The organism is Thermomonospora curvata DSM 43183, from assembly GCF_000024385.1.
Classification (GTDB): Bacteria; Actinomycetota; Actinomycetes; order Streptosporangiales; family Streptosporangiaceae; genus Thermomonospora; species Thermomonospora curvata.
The window spans coordinates 780,047-794,266 of the sequence record NC_013510.1 but is presented as its reverse complement, the minus strand read 5'-3'; the positions used below and the strand labels follow the sequence as shown (position 1 = coordinate 794,266).

The following is a 14,220-nucleotide window of genomic DNA, read 5'->3' as shown; positions in this document are numbered from 1 at the left end:
CGGTCAGGCGGCGCGGCGGCGGGCGATCTCGTAGAGGGCGATGCCGGCGGCGACGCCGGCGTTGAGGGACTCGGCCCGGCCGGGCATGGGGATGGTGGCCAGCATGTCGCAGGTCTCGGCGACCAGGCGGCTGAGGCCCTTGCCCTCGGAGCCCACCACCAGCACCAGGGGGCCGTCGGCGATCTCCAGGTCGGCGACGGTGATGGCGCCGCGGGAGTCCAACCCGGCCACGAAGCAGCCGGCCTGCTGGTAGGCCTTCAGCTGGCGGGTCAGGTTGGTGGTCTGGGCGACCGGCAGATTGGCCAACGTGCCCGCCGAGGACTTCCAGGTGCCGGCCGTCACCCCGGCCGAGCGGCGCTCGGGGATCACCACGCCGTTGGCGCCGAACGCCGCGGCCGAGCGCACGATGGCGCCCAGGTTGCGCGGGTCGGTGATGCCGTCGCAGGCCACGATCAGCGGCGGGGTGCCGCGCTGAAGCAGCTCCTCGGGGTCGGCGTACCGGTAGGGGCGGACCTGCAGGGCGATGCCCTGGTGGACGGCGCCGTCGGTGAGGCGGTCCAGTTCGCTGCGCCCGGCCTGCAGCAGGGGAATGCCCCGGTCACCGGCGATCTTGACCGCCTCGCGGATCCGCTCGTCGGTGTCGGACACCACATACAGCGCCTTGCCGGGCACGCCCGCGCGCAGCGCCTCCACCACCGGGTTGCGGCCCACCACCAGTTCGGGGGCGTCGGGCCCGTTCGCCCGCCGGGTGCCCGCCGGACGGGCCGGGCTTTCGGCGCCCTGGGCCAGGGCGCGCGGCCCGAGGGTGCGGGTGCCGGTGCGGGCGGCGTTCTTGGCGGCCCGGGCGGCCTGCCGGCGGGCGTACCAGTGCCGGTCCTCGGCCTTGGGAGTGAAGCTGGGCCCCTTCTTACGGCGCTTGGCCATGCCGAAAATCCTCCGAAAATCCCCTGGAATCCCGGGGCGGCGACTGGCGGCCCGGCCCCCGCAACGAACTCCTCATTCTAGGCGGCCTCGGCGATCGCTCCGGCCGCGGCCGAGCGGCACGGCCTCCCGCCACACCACGGTGAACCGATGCGGCCCGCCCCGAACGTCGCCCTCCGGACGGCTTCCGCCCGTCCGGGCGACAAGACGTCAGTCGCGCTTGAGTTCCCAGCGCGGGCCGTGCGGGGTGTCCTCCACCACGATGCCGGCGGCGGCCAGGCTGTCGCGGATCTCGTCGGCGGCGGCGTAGTCCTTGCGGGCGCGGGCCGCCTGACGCTGCTCCAACGCCACCTTGACCAGGGCGTCCACCACCGGGCGCAGGTCGGAGCCGCGGTCGTCGGCCCACGGCTCGGCCAGCGGGTCCAGCCCCAGCACGCCCATCATCCCCCGCACCGACGCCAGGCGCCGGGCCACCTCGGCCCGGTCCCCGGAGGCCAGGGCGCTGTTGCCGTCCCGGACGGTCTCGTGCAGCACCGCCAGGGCCTGCGGCACGCCCAGGTCGTCGTTCATCGCGGCGGTGAACGCCTCCGGCAGCTCGGCGGCCGGCTCCCCGGCCCCCACCAGCTCGGCGGCGCGGGTGACGAAGCCCTCGATGCGCTGGTAGGCGGTGACGGCCTCGGCCAGGGAGCCGTCGGTGTAGTCCATCAGCGAGCGGTAGTGCGCCGAGGCCAGGTAGTAGCGCACCTCCACCGGACGGGCCTTCTCCAGCAGGTCGGTCAGCAGCACCACGTTGCCGATCGACTTGCTCATCTTCACCCCGTCCACGGTGAGCAGCCCGTTGTGCAGCCAGTAGCGGGCGAAACCGTCACCGGCCGCCTGGGACTGGGCCCGCTCGTTCTCGTGGTGCGGGAAGATCAGGTCCACTCCGCCGCCGTGGATGTCGAAGGTCGGCCCCAGGTACTTGGTGGACATCACCGAGCACTCCAGGTGCCAGCCGGGCCGGCCCTCCCCCCAGGGGGTCTCCCAGCTCGGCTCGCCGGGCTTGGCGCCCTTCCACAGCGCGAAGTCGCGGGGGTCGCGTTTGGCGTCCTCGTTGGGGGTGTCGCCGGCCGGGCGCATGTGCTCCAGCCGCTGGTGGGACAGCTCGCCGTAGTGCTCGGCCCAGGAGTTGACGTCGAAGTAGACGTCCCCGGCGGCGGTGTAGGCGTGCCCGGCCTCCAGCAGCCGGCGGATCAGCACGATCATCTCCGGCACGTGGCCGGTGGCGCGCGGCTCGACGGTGGGCGGCAGGCAGCCCAGCAGCTCATAGCCGCGGGTGAAGATCCGCTGGTTGGCCTCGGCCAGCGCGAACCAGGGCACGCCGCGTTCGGCCGCCGCTGCGATGATCTTGTCGTCCACGTCGGTGACGTTGCGGACGAACGTCACCTCATAGCCGCTGTGCCGCAGCCAGCGCAGCAGCACGTCGTAGATCACGCCCGAGCGCAAGTGCCCGATGTGCGGTTCGGCCTGCGGGGTCGCGCCGCACACGTACATCCCCACCCGGCCCTCGTGCAGGGGCTTGAACGGGCGGACGGTACGGGTGCCGGTGTCGTACAGGTGCAGGCTCACGCAGTCAAGGTTATTGGATGGCCGGGTGCTCCCGGCGCGTTTCACCGTCCCTGCGGGGCCTTGGGGGCGGTCTTGGCCCACCGGCACAGCTCCACGAACACCAGGGCGTTGGGGACGAGCCCGGTCTCGGCGGTCAGCCGCGTGCCGGTGTCCAGGCGCTGCACGTACACCATGCCGTGGCCGAGCCCGGCCTGCCCGATCGCCTCCCACGGCGCCGTCTTGCCGTTCTTGCTCACGCCGGTCCGGTCCACGGTGAACGGGCCGAACCGCACCGGGCGTCCCGCCTGGAACTCGGCCCGGGCCCGGGGCAGTTCCCGCTGGGCGATCTCGGCCATGATCACCTCGCCGAGCTCGCGCACTCCCGGCAGCACCTCGCTCAAGACGAACTCGCCGTCGCCGTCGACGACGGTGAAGCTCCAGCGGGGGCGCCCGTCCCGGCCCGGCCGCGCCGTCGCGGTCACGCTGCGCAGCTCGTCGAAGCGGTGGACGCAGGTGCGGCGCGGCGCCAGGCGCACCAGGCCGTCTTCGAACACGAAGACCGCCTGCCCGCGGCCGCGCAGCGCGCCGTCGCGCACGATCCACCACAGGCCGCTCAGGTAGGCGGCCGCCAGCAGCGCCCCGCCCACGCCCATCCAGCGCGGCCCTTCGACCAGGTAGAACAGGGCCGACAGCACCAGCAGCACGCCCGGCGGCGCCAGCAGCGCCAGCCAGATGACCGCCCTCCGGAACTCCGGGCGGGCGTCGAACGACCGGACCGGCTCGCCCAGCCGCCGCGATTCCGCCAGATCGAGCACAGGCCGGGGAAACTGCGCAGACGCCACGGGAAAACGCCTACCCCGCCCGTCTGGAACGAATCCCCCACCAGGCCCTTTTCGATCTGTGGTGACCGCAGTCACCGGGCGGCGGTTCGGGCACGGCCCGCCCGAGACCGCCGCCCGGCGGGGTTCAGCCGGTCACGACAGCCGCGCCCAGCTCCAGGCGTACTCGGGGTCCTCGCAGCGGGCCGCCGCCGGGCCCAGCAGCAGGGGGCGGAAGGTGTCGACCATGACGGCGGTCTCGCTGGTGGCGGTGTGCCCGGCCCGCATCGCCTCGATGACCGCCTCCACCGCGCCGGGCGCCGGACCGTGGGTGAAGCCGGCCGGGTGCAGGGAGATCGAGCCGATGCCGATGCCCGTGCCGCGGCGGGCCGAGTAGTCGCCGCCCACATAGAACATCAGCTCGTCGGAGTCGACGTTGTGGTGGTTGTAAGGGATCGGCACCGCCTGCTCGTGGAAGTCCAGGGGACGCGGGCAGAACGAGCAGATCACAAAGTTCGGCCCTTCGAAGGTCTGGTGCACCGGCGGCGGCGCGTGGATGCTCTTCACCACCGGTTCGAAGTCGGCGATGTTGAAGGCGTACGGGTACAGGTAGCCGTCCCAGCCCACCACGTCGAACGGGTGGTGCAGGTAGGTCAGGCGGCTGAGCCCGGCGCGGGTGCGCACGATCACCGGGACCTCCTCGCCGTCGGCCAGCAGCGGTTCGGTGGGGGCGCGCAGGTCCCGTTCGCTGTAGGGGGCGTGCTCCAGGAACTGCCCGTACTGCGACAGGTAGCGCCGGGGCGGCCGCACGTGCCCGCGCGCCTCGATCACCAGGGCGCGCAAGGTCTCCTCGCCGGTGGGGACCCAGCGGTGAATGGTGCCGGTGGGGATGACCACGTAGTCGCCGGAGGTGACCTCCAGCGCCCCGTAGGTGGACTCCAGCCGGGCCGCGCCGGTCTGCACGTAGACCACCTCGTCGCCCACCGAGTTGCGGTACAGCTCGCCGGGCCCGCTCGCCGGGTCCACCGCGGCGAAGGAGATCCGCACGTCCTCGTTGCCCGCCAGCAGCTGCCGCCCCAGCAGCAGATCGCCGCCGACCGGCAGGTCCTGGGTGCGGTAGGCGCGGGGACGCAGCGGATGGTTCGGCTCCAGCGGCCCCTCGCCGGCGCCCTCGGGCATCTCTTCGCTCTTGAGGATCGCCGTGGGAGCGTGCCGGTGGTACAGCAGGGAGGAGTGCGAGGAGAAGCCCTCCTCCCCCATCAGTTCCTCTGCGTACAGGCCGCCGTCCGGCCTGCGGAACTGCACGTGACGCTTGCGGGGGATCTCCCCCACGACCCGGTAATACGGCATCGTCGCCTCCTGGCCAGGAACGCCCTTTTGGGGTGTGTGACCCACGTTACGCCTGTCCACGGTTGTGTTCCCGGTGCGGCGCTCGCAGATCTCGTGCCCTCCGCCCGCTCTCCCGCCGCAGGCCCCGGGCCGGGGCGATCGCAGACGGCCTTCGCCGCCCGGAGTTCGCGTGTCGTGGAGGTAGGGGCGACGATCACCAGCAAGATAGGAATGACCTTCTCTAGAAGAGGTCATGATTGCCCAAAGTGACCGCCCGTTACCCCGACAGACCCTGAAAAGAGTTCCATGGCCCCCGATCACAGCAGCGCGGCTCCGTCCTCCGGCGCAGCCGGGTCCCCTCCAGCGAACGCCCCCGGCGGACGAACACCGCAACGGGTGCTGACCGCGCTGGCCGGGCTGGGAGTGATCGCCTCACTCGGCGGGGCGTTCGTGCTCACCTATGACGACCTGCGCGTGCTGGCGCTGGCCGGCGGGGCCGCCCCGCGCTGGGCCCCGCTGTACCCGGTGCTGGTGGACGTGCTGATCACGGTCACCGTGCTGGCGCTGGTGGTGGCGCGGCACGCCCGCTGGTGGACGCGCTGGATCCGGTGGGCGCTGCTGCTGGCGGTGGTGGCGGGCGCGGCGGCGGCCGCCGTGCAGCGAGCGGTCAAGGGGTATGAGCCGCTGCCGGACGATGCGCTCAAAGCGGGAGTGGCCGTCGCCCCCTACGTGATGCTCATCGTCGTGGTCTGGCTGTGGCTGGCCATGTTCCGGCAGATCCACCGGACGGCCCCGCCCGCCCCGGCCCCGCCGCCAGCCGAGCCGGTCACCGGGCCGGTGGAGGCCGCTCCCACGCAGACCGCCGAGGTGGAGACCGCCCCGGTGGAGGCGGCGGCTCCCCCGCTCGCGCTTGCGGCGGCCCGCTCCGACGAGGCCTGGCTGTTCGGCGGCGCCGACGACGACCGGCGGGCGGACGAGGAGCACACCGCCCCTCACCCCCTGCCGCAGGACACTCCGCAGAACTTCGAGGGCGATGCGGCGCCGGACTCCTTCCAGCCGGCCCGGCAGTCCGCCCCGCCGCTGAACCTGGACAAACCCGCCGCGTCGTTCCCCGCAGACGTCCCGCCCCTGTACTCGCCGCCGCCCTTCGACGACGAGCCGGACTGGCGGCCGCCGCTGCCCGAGCAGGGCGGGGAGGTGGACGTGGACGACGACCCGACTCCGCCCGGCGAGCAGCCCGCCCCCGCTCTGCTGCCCACGGACGTGGAGCTGGTCGGCTCCGGGAACCGGCCGAAGCCGGAGGTCAAGCCCGCCCCGACCACCCGTCCCGACATCGTCATGCCCTCGGCGGAGGAGCTGGCGGCCGCCGCCGCCGAGACCGGTGAGGAGGCCGGGTCCGCACCGGCCGACCGGGCCGAGGACCCCGACGGCGGCGATGCCGAACCGTCCCCGCCGTCCGGCAACCTCCGCAGCTCGCCGACCCCGCCGCGGGAGTGACCGGACGCGCGCTCGCGACGGCTCCTCCGGGAAGAGGCGTGAACGGCGGTGCGTGGGGGCGGTCCCGGAGCGGGTAGGCACCGGGGTGTGAGGCCCCTGCTTGAGCGGATCGTCGACGATGCGGCGTTGTTCCCACCCACCCGCAAACCGATGGAGCCGGCGCTTGCGGCCTACCGCGAGGCGGCCGGGCACCCGGTGGTGGGACGGTTCCTGTGCCCGGCGTCCCGGATAGCGGAGCTGCGCCGGCTGCTGATCCCCGAAGACCTGCTCGATCTGGGGCTCGTCGCCGACACCGCCCTGGAAGACCTGCCGGCGGCACTGGAGGCCGCCAGAAGGGAGCCGCGGGTGCGGTTGCGGTCGGTGCGGGTCGGCCTGGCCCCCGGCGCCGACCAGGCGCGGGCCGCGGCGGTGGCGGTCGCCCGGCTGCCCGCCGACCTGCCCTGCCTGATCGTGCGGATCAGGCAGACCCCCGGCTGGCGGGAGGCGCTGGACCGGCTGGCCGCCGCCCGCGGCAGCGGCGCCCGCCTGGCCGCCGAGTTCCGCGTCGGCGGCCCATGGGGCGATGACGTCCCGGGCGGCGGGGAGGCTGACGGAGAATACGTGCCGTCCCCGGCCCAGGTGGCGGCGTTCATGACGGCCTGCGCCGAACGGGGACTGCCGTTCACGTGCATGGCCGGGGAGTATCACACCGTCCGGCGGGTGGATCCCGCGACCGGGGCGGCCCGTCACGGGTTCCTCAACCTCCTGGTGGCGGCCTGCCGGGCCCGCAGTGACCCGTCCGATCCCACCGCGGTCGCCGAGGCGGTGGCCTCGGCCGATAGGGCCGCGCTGGCGGCGGAGGCGGCGGGCGCGGACGGGCGTGCCGTCCGGAGGCTGTTTGTCGCCTTCGGCTGCTGCGACATCGACACGCCCCGCGCAGAGCTGATCAAATTCGGGCCGGTGGGGGAAGATACCGTGGCATGACCGACGTTCCCTGGGTCTCGATCCCCGCCGGCAGCGGTTTCGGCATCGAGAACCTCCCCTACGGGGTGTTCTCCCTGCCGGGAGAGCTTCCCCGGGTGGGGGTCGCCATCGGCAACCACGTCCTGGACCTGGCCGGGCTCGCCGCGGAAGGGCTGGTGGACGACCGGCGCTGGTTCGCCTCCGGGTCGCTCAACGGGTTCATGGCCGCCGGCCGCGCCGCCTGGGAGGCCAACCGCGCCCGGATCATCGAGCTGCTCACCATCGAGACCTACCGGGAGCGGGTGGAGCCCCACCTGATCCCGCTCGACCAGGTCGAGCTGGCCCGGCCATTCGACGTGGCCGACTATGTGGACTTCTACTCCTCCATTCACCACGCGGCCAACGTCGGCCGGATCTTCCGGCCGCACGCCGACCCGCTGCCGCCCAACTGGCGGCACCTGCCGGTCGGCTACCACGGCCGCGCCGGGACGGTGCAGGTGTCGGGCACCCCGGTCTACCGGCCCTGGGGCCAGCGGCGGGAGACGCCCGAGCAGGAGCCCTCCTATGGTCCTTCGCGGCGGCTGGACTTCGAGGCCGAGATCGGTTTCGTGGCCGGGATGCCGTCCGCGCCCGGCCACCCGCTGCCCACCTCGGCCTTCCGGGACCACATCTTCGGGTTCGTCCTGGTGAACGACTGGAGCGCCCGCGACATCCAGGCCTGGGAGTCCCAGCCGCTGGGGCCGTTTTTGAGCAAGTCGTTCGCCACCTCGATCTCTCCCTGGGTGGTGCCGGTGGCCGCGCTGGAGGCCGCTCGCGTCGCCCCGCCCACCCAGGACCCGCCGGTGCTGCCCTACCTGCGCTGCGACGAGCCGTGGGGGCTGGATGTGACCGTGGAGATCCTGCTGAACGGGCAGGTGATCTCCCGTCCGCCGTTCGCGTCGATGTACTGGACCTCGCCCCAGCAGCTGGCGCACGCCACGGTGGGCGGGGCTCCGCTGCGCACCGGTGACCTGTTCGCCTCCGGCACGGTGTCCGGCCCCGAACGCGACCAGCGGGGCTGCCTGCTGGAGCTGACCTGGGGCGGCACCGAGCCGATCGAGCTGGCCGACGGCACCCGCCGCACCTTCCTGGAGGACGGGGACACCGTCACCATCCGCGCCTTCGCCCCCACCGCCGGCGGCGGCCGGCTGTCGCTGGGGGAGGTGACGGGGACGGTGCATCCCTCCCCGGCCTTCCCGTCCGAGGTCCCCGGGGCGATCCTGGGTTCCGCCGGGACGCCTGAGACGTGACATCCCTCCCAGGACGGAGCGAAGCGGAGTAGTTCCCCCTCGACCGGGGAGGATCCTCGGTGATCCGATCCGGTCGAGGGACAGGGGGAGGGCACATGCGCATCGGCAACATCTACCGCCCGACCGTCATCGGCTGCCGGCCGGGTGAGCGGCTGGCCGATGCGGCCCGGCGGATGGCCGAGGAGAAGGTCGGGGCGCTGCCGCTGCTCGACGGCGACCGGGTCATCGGGATCATCACCGAACGAGACCTGGTGACCGCGATGGCCGACGCCGTCGACCCGGACGCCACCGACGTCGCCTCGTACGCCACCGACACGGTGCAGACCGCCGACGTCAACGAGGACTCCCAGCAGGTGGCCCGGCGGATGCTGGAGGCGGGCATCCGTCACCTGCCGGTGCGGGAGGGCGGCCGCATGGTCGGCATGGTGTCGATGCGCGACCTGCTCGCCCTGGAGACGTGGATGAGCTGAGCCGCCCGCCTCAAGGGGAGCCGCCCTCTCCGGTGCCGGGCGTGACAATTCAGGCCCGGCACAGGCCGGTTCGCGTGCCCGAAGGGGTCAAAGGCCCGCCGGTGGGCACACCGGGCGGGCCTTATCGCGCCTCGTCTACTCGGGATTCCTGCTCAAAGGCACGACGAACCGCGGGCGGGACCGCCTTGTGCCGGGCAGGCGTCAGGCGGTGGTGGGCACGACAAGGGCCGTGGCGATGGCGGCCAGGCCCTCGCCGCGGCCGGTCAGGCCGAGGCCGTCGGTGGTGGTGGCCGACAGGCTGACCGGGGCGCCGCCCAGGGCCTCGCTGAGGACCTTCTCGGCCTCGGCGCGACGGCGGCCGATCTTCGGGCGGTTGCCGATCACCTGGATGGCCACGTTGCCGATGGCGTAGCCGTGTTCGGTGAGCAGGCGCGCCACCTCGGCGAGCAGCTCGGTGCCCGAGGCTCCGCGCCAGCGCGGGTCGGCGGTGCCGAAGACCGCGCCGAGGTCACCGAGCCCGGCGGCCGACAGCAGGGCGTCACAGGCCGCGTGCGCGGCCACGTCGCCGTCGGAGTGGCCGGTCAGCCCATCGCCCTCATCGGGCCAGAGCAGACCGGCCACCCACAGCGGACGTCCCGAACCGAACGGGTGGACGTCGGTCCCGACGCCCACCCGTGGTAGCCGTACGCCCAAAGTCAGCCGGCGAGAACCTCGTCGAGGAGGGCCTCGGCCTTGTCCTCGTTGGTCTTCTCGGCCAGGGCGAGCTCGCTGACCAGGATCTGCCGGGCCTTGGCCAGCATCCGCTTCTCACCCGCCGACAGACCGCGTTCCTTGTCGCGGCGCCACAGGTCGCGGACCACCTCGGCGACCTTGTTGACGTCGCCGGAGGCGAGCTTCTCAAGGTTGGCCTTGTACCGCCGCGACCAGTTGGTGGGCTCTTCGGTGTAGGGTGCACGCAGCACCTCGAACACCTTCTCAAGACCCTCCTGGCCCACGACGTCGCGGACGCCGACTTCCTCGACGTTCTCGACGGGCACCCGCACTGTCAGGTCGCCCTTGTCGACCTTCAAGACCAGGTAGGTCTTATCCTCACCTTTGATGGTGCGAGTCTCGATGGCTTCGATCCGAGCAGCCCCATGGTGGGGGTAGACGACGGTGTCGCCGACCGTGAAAGTCATGTGACAAGTACCCCTTCCGCTATCCCCAAGGATATCACGGTACCGGCGGTGGGCGCAGCGACCTTCCGGACAAATCCGCAGGTCAACCCACTAATTGGGGTCTTGACAAACGCCCCGAACAGCCTCTTGGAGCGCGTTTTCCCGGGTCGGAGGCGCTCTTTCGGCAGGTAGCGAAGCCGGGAACGAACCCTTCCAAGCCCATAGCAGATCCCCATCACGGGCGTGTCGCGCCATACCGGGGCAGGAGCTCATACTCCCGGACGCCCCGGGGACACTCGACTTCGAACGCACGGCGATGGGCGGATCCCTTTCCAGGACGTACAGGGTCATACTGGAAGGTGAGCCCGCCTGACCGCCGGGTGAACCCCCCGTCAACCCCTGACCCGGTGCTCGGCGGTGCGGAATGCGAGGTGCGGCGTGAGGCCAGACGGCGATCCCGAGCACGACGATTACGGCCTGCCCCGGATCGATGTGGTGATTCCCGACGACGCCCGGGAACTGGAACGCGACCTGATCGCCTACCGCCGGGAGATGCGCCGCAAACGCCGTCAGGAGAGGCTGCGCCGGCTGCTGGGGCCGCTGGGGCGTTTCGGGATCGCCGCGCCCCTGCTGGCCGGGGCGCTGGTCGTGGCGCTGCTCAGCGTGGTCCTGCTGACCACCCTGGGTCCCCGGCCCGTGCCGCGGGCGTCCGTGGGCCCGGTGGCCACCGCCCCCTCCGCCGCGCCCGGCCGGGTCGGCGGGGTGCTGCCGTCCGGCACGGTCACCGTGATCGCCGGGGCCGAGCGCCGGCAGATCCCGGTGCTGCAGCTGCGCTCGGGGGTGATCGGCATCGTCCCGCCCGGGTGCGACTGCGGCGCGGTGGTGGCCGGGCTGGCCAGGGCCGCCCGCGCCCACATGGTCCGGTTCTGGCTGGTCGCCGACCGGCGGCGGGCGACCGTCCCCGCCCCGCAGTCCCTCCGGCAGCTGCGGGAGCTGGCCGGCAAATCCCACGACGGCACGCCGGAGCTGATCGAAGATCCCCAGCAGGTGCTCGCCACCGCCTACGGCCCGCCCCCCGGCACCGACGGCGGACGCCTGACGGCGGTGCTGGTGCACACCGACGGGGTGGTGGGGGAGGTCATCCACGACCCGGTGCCCGACGCCGCGCTGATGGACCGGATCGGCCGGCTCACCTCCCCGGGCGGGCGCACGCCCACCGGCTGAGCCGGGCGCGTCCGGCTCCACCGCGACACCGCTGAGCGGTCCGCGCCAAGCCCCGGCCACGCCGCCGGAAGGGGTTCGGTGCACCCCCGTGGGCAGCCCTGGGCTCCCCCTCGCTACTCTTCCTCTGGCGAAAGACGCGCGCCTTGAGCGGCAAGGCCCGACCAGAGCCCGCGCATCGTTCCACTGTTCCTTTGGCAAGGAGATCGTTGCTGTGATCCGCAACAGCCGCCGCGTGTTCGCGCTCACCGTCGCGGGTGCCATCGCCCTTGCACCGGTGCTGTCCGGCTGCGCGGCCGGTCACACGCCGCAGACGGCCATGCCCACCCAGCTGACCGAGGGCGTGAACGTGTCGGTTCCCCAGGACGCCAAGGTGGCGCAGATCGATATCCGCAACATGTTCGTGCTCGGCCCGGCGCCGGGTTCGACCGCGGCCGCGGGCTCGGCGGTCCCGCTGTACGCCACCTTGATCAACCAGGTGCAGGGGAAGGCCGACCGGCTGGTGGAGGTGAGCTCGCCGGCCTTCCGCCAGGCCCAGATCGCCGGTGGCGGCATCGCGCTGCCGGCCGCCGGTCCCGAGGGCGGCACGGCCGTGCGGTTGATCGCCGAGGGCCAGCAGATGCCGCCGGTCGTGCTGCAGGGGCTGACCAGCCCGCTGATCGGCGGGGAGACCATCCGGCTGACGTTGCGCTTTGAGCAGGCCGGCTCGATCACGGTGCCGGTGCCGGTGGTGCCCTGGCAGCAGGAGTTCGCCACCTACTCCCCCGTGCCGACCGCGCCCGCTCCCTCCCCCACCGGGGCCGAGACCGCCACCGCGTCGCCGACGGCGGACACCGAGACTCCGGAGGCGACCCCGACCGTGCCGAGCGCCTCGCCGAGCTGACGGGCGAGCGCACGCCGCAAGCCTCGAAAAAGGCCGGTCACCTCGCCGGTGACCGGCCTTTTCGGTGAGCTGAGGCTTTTTCAGGGCTCGAACTTGTAGCCCAGGCCGCGCACGGTGACGATGTAGCGCGGCGAGGACGGAACCGGCTCGATCTTGGCGCGCAGGCGCTTGATGTGGACGTCCAGCGTCTTGGTGTCGCCCACGTAGTCGGCGCCCCATACCCGGTCGATCAGCTGCATCCGGGTCAGCACCCGCCCGGCGTTGCGCAGCAGGACCTCCAGCAGCTCGAACTCCTTCAACGGCAGCTGGACGGCCTCGCCGTCGACGGTGACCACGTGCCGCTCGACGTCCATGCGGACGGGGCCGGCCTCCAGGACGGACGGCGGGGGCTCTTCGGCGTCGCCGCGGCGGCGCAGCACGGCGCGCATGCGGGCGATCAGCTCGCGGGTGGAAAAGGGCTTGGTGACATAGTCGTCGGCGCCCAGCTCCAGGCCGACCACCTTGTCCACCTCGCTGTCCTTGGCGGTCAGCATGATCACCGGCACGTTGGAGCGGGCGCGCAGCTCCCGGCACACCTCGGTGCCCGGCAGGCCCGGCAGCATCAGGTCCAGCAGCACCAGGTCGGCGCCGTTGCGGTCGAAGATCTCCAGTGCGTCCGGGCCGGTGGAGGCGACCGCCACCTCAAAGCCCTCCTTGCGGAGGTTGTAGGACAGCGCGTCGCTGAACGACTCTTCGTCTTCCACGACGAGCACACGAGTCACGGTGCGGCCTCCCGGGCGTTGCTTCGCTGTGAATCGGCTGCGGGCTCCGCGGTATCGCGCGGGGCGATCGAGGACTGGTCGGGACGGCTGTCGCCGCGCAGCAGCGGCAGCCGCAGTGTGAAGGTCGATCCGGACCCCTCCTTGCTCCATACGGTGATCTCGCCGCCGTGCTTGGTGGTCACATGCTTGACGATGGCCAGCCCCAGTCCGGTTCCCCCGGTCTGCCGGGAGCGGGCCGGATCGACCCGGTAGAAGCGTTCGAAGATCCGCTCGATCTCGGCCTGCGGGATGCCGATGCCCTGGTCGGTCACGCTGATCTCGACATGGTCGGGGTCGGCCTGGCGGGTGGCGATCACCACCCGGGTGCGCTCGGGGCTGTAGGCCACCGCGTTGTCGATGAGGTTGCGCAGCGCGGTGATCAGCAGTTCCTCGTCGCCGCGGACCTTGAGCCCGCTGGGGCCGGCCACGGTCAGCTCGATGCCCTTGGCCTCGGCCTTGATCTGGCAGCGGTCCACGGCCTCGGCGACCACGTCGTCCACCGCCACCCGGTGCAGCTCGCTCAGCGGCTCATCGCCCTGCACCCGCGACAGCGTCATCAGGTCCTGCACCAGGTTGCTCAGCCGCATCGACTCGTGCTGCATGCGGATCGAGAAGCGGCGCACCGCCTCCGGGTCGTCGGCGGCGCTCTCCACGGTCTCGGCCAGCAGCGACAGCGCGCCGACGGGGGTCTTCAGCTCGTGGCTGACGTTGGCGACGAAGTCGCGGCGGATGGCCTCCACCCGGCGCACCTCGGTGAGGTCCTCGGCCAGCACCAGCACCAGCCCGTGGGTGCCCAGCGGGGCGACCCGGACGGCGAACCAGCGTCCCTCGGCGCGGGCCCGGCCGCGTGAGGGACGCACCTGGATCTCGGTCTCGCGGATCTCCCCGTCCCGGCGCACCAGGCGGGCCATCGTCAGCAGCTCCTCCACCTCCAGGCGGTCGCCGCTGACCAGGCCGAAGGCGCGGGCCGCGGAGCTGGCGCGCAGCACCCGGTCCTCGGCGTCGAGCACCACCGCCGACGAGCGCAGCACGCTGAGCACCGAGGCCACGCCCGCCGGCAGCGTCCGGCCCGGTGTGGCGGCCGGCGGCGCGGCCTGCCGGGCGCGTTCGCTCGCCCGCACGGCCAGCCCGGCGGCCAGGCCGACCGCAAGGCCGGCCAGGGCGGCCAGCGCCGCGGCGACGAATTCCAGCTCCACATTTGGGATCGTAGGTCCCGATCGGGGCGTTCTTGCACCAGGTGCCCGTCATGGGAGGGCACGTTCGCCCAAAGTTCACCTCTTCATCCGGGACCGTTCACCGCCGCCGC

General features: G+C 72.7%; 14 protein-coding genes. 6 read left to right on the top strand and 8 right to left on the bottom strand.

What is annotated here, in order from left to right:
- Positions 1–3 precede the first annotated feature (3 nt).
- The 4 genes from rlmB to TCUR_RS03480 form a co-directional block, all read right to left on the bottom strand.
- Positions 4–924: a 23S rRNA (guanosine(2251)-2'-O)-methyltransferase RlmB gene (rlmB, locus tag TCUR_RS03495; RefSeq protein ID WP_012851089.1), complete on the bottom strand. Its 921-nt coding sequence runs from the start codon at positions 922–924 to the stop codon at positions 4–6.
- 207 nt (positions 925–1,131) lie between these two features.
- A complete protein-coding gene (gene cysS, locus TCUR_RS03490; RefSeq protein ID WP_012851088.1) occupies positions 1,132–2,529 on the bottom strand; it encodes a cysteine--tRNA ligase in 1,398 nt (465 codons plus the stop codon).
- 41 nt (positions 2,530–2,570) lie between these two features.
- A complete protein-coding gene (locus tag TCUR_RS03485; protein ID WP_041439288.1) occupies positions 2,571–3,323 on the bottom strand; it encodes a DUF6585 family protein in 753 nt (250 codons plus the stop codon).
- Between the two features lie 159 nt (positions 3,324–3,482).
- Positions 3,483–4,676 (bottom strand): homogentisate 1,2-dioxygenase, encoded by a 1,194-nt coding sequence (locus tag TCUR_RS03480; protein WP_012851086.1) that lies wholly within the window; start codon positions 4,674–4,676, stop codon positions 3,483–3,485.
- A 375-nt stretch (positions 4,677–5,051) separates the two neighbouring features.
- Between TCUR_RS03480 and TCUR_RS03475 the strand changes: the two genes are divergently transcribed.
- From TCUR_RS03475 to TCUR_RS03460, 4 genes are all read left to right on the top strand, one after another.
- Complete coding sequence (locus TCUR_RS03475) at positions 5,052–6,152, top strand: DUF2637 domain-containing protein (protein WP_012851085.1); 1,101 nt, start codon at positions 5,052–5,054, stop codon at positions 6,150–6,152.
- Between the two features lie 87 nt (positions 6,153–6,239).
- Positions 6,240–7,115, top strand: coding sequence for a hypothetical protein (locus TCUR_RS03470; protein ID WP_012851084.1), 876 nt, complete (start codon positions 6,240–6,242; stop codon positions 7,113–7,115).
- Entirely contained in the window at positions 7,112–8,383 is a 1,272-nt protein-coding gene (gene fahA, locus TCUR_RS03465) for a fumarylacetoacetase (protein ID WP_012851083.1), read from the top strand. Before TCUR_RS03470 ends, fahA begins: the two co-directional genes overlap by 4 nt.
- A 95-nt stretch (positions 8,384–8,478) precedes the next feature.
- Complete coding sequence (locus tag TCUR_RS03460) at positions 8,479–8,853, top strand: CBS domain-containing protein (RefSeq protein ID WP_012851082.1); 375 nt, start codon at positions 8,479–8,481, stop codon at positions 8,851–8,853.
- A 201-nt stretch (positions 8,854–9,054) separates the two neighbouring features.
- Here the strand turns inward: TCUR_RS03460 and ispF are convergent, their stop codons facing one another.
- Together ispF and TCUR_RS03450 are read right to left on the bottom strand one after the other, a co-directional pair.
- Entirely contained in the window at positions 9,055–9,525 is a 471-nt protein-coding gene (gene ispF, locus TCUR_RS03455; RefSeq protein ID WP_012851081.1) for a 2-C-methyl-D-erythritol 2,4-cyclodiphosphate synthase, read from the bottom strand.
- Positions 9,526–9,548: 23 nt separating this feature from the next.
- Positions 9,549–10,031: a CarD family transcriptional regulator gene (locus TCUR_RS03450; protein ID WP_012851080.1), complete on the bottom strand. Its 483-nt coding sequence runs from the start codon at positions 10,029–10,031 to the stop codon at positions 9,549–9,551.
- Between the two features lie 417 nt (positions 10,032–10,448).
- Here TCUR_RS03450 and TCUR_RS03445 point away from each other — a divergent pair, with 417 nt between their 5' ends.
- Together TCUR_RS03445 and TCUR_RS24605 are read left to right on the top strand one after the other, a co-directional pair.
- Positions 10,449–11,234, top strand: coding sequence for a hypothetical protein (locus TCUR_RS03445; RefSeq protein ID WP_012851079.1), 786 nt, complete (start codon positions 10,449–10,451; stop codon positions 11,232–11,234).
- A gap of 211 nt (positions 11,235–11,445) precedes the next feature.
- Positions 11,446–12,114, top strand: coding sequence for a copper chaperone PCu(A)C (locus tag TCUR_RS24605; protein WP_012851078.1), 669 nt, complete (start codon positions 11,446–11,448; stop codon positions 12,112–12,114).
- 80 nt (positions 12,115–12,194) lie between these two features.
- Here the strand turns inward: TCUR_RS24605 and TCUR_RS03435 are convergent, their stop codons facing one another.
- Together TCUR_RS03435 and TCUR_RS03430 are read right to left on the bottom strand one after the other, a co-directional pair.
- A complete protein-coding gene (locus TCUR_RS03435; RefSeq protein ID WP_483754779.1) occupies positions 12,195–12,866 on the bottom strand; it encodes a winged helix-turn-helix domain-containing protein in 672 nt (223 codons plus the stop codon).
- Between the two features lie 5 nt (positions 12,867–12,871).
- On the bottom strand, positions 12,872–14,110 hold the full coding sequence (locus tag TCUR_RS03430; RefSeq protein WP_012851076.1) for a sensor histidine kinase: 1,239 nt from the start codon (positions 14,108–14,110) through the stop codon (positions 12,872–12,874).
- Positions 14,111–14,220: the final 110 nt, after the last annotated feature.

Bases quoted from the DNA above. Each gene is read 5' to 3' on its own strand.
- rlmB (WP_012851089.1), bottom strand. From the start codon at position 924: ATGGCCAAGCGCCGTAAGAAGGGGCCCAGCTTCACTCCCAAGGCCGAG.
- TCUR_RS03480 (WP_012851086.1), bottom strand. From the start codon at position 4,676: ATGCCGTATTACCGGGTCGTGGGGGAGATCCCCCGCAAGCGTCACGTG.
- fahA (WP_012851083.1), top strand. From the start codon at position 7,112: ATGACCGACGTTCCCTGGGTCTCGATCCCCGCCGGCAGCGGTTTCGGC.
- TCUR_RS03460 (WP_012851082.1), top strand. From the start codon at position 8,479: ATGCGCATCGGCAACATCTACCGCCCGACCGTCATCGGCTGCCGGCCG.
- TCUR_RS03450 (WP_012851080.1), bottom strand. From the start codon at position 10,031: ATGACTTTCACGGTCGGCGACACCGTCGTCTACCCCCACCATGGGGCT.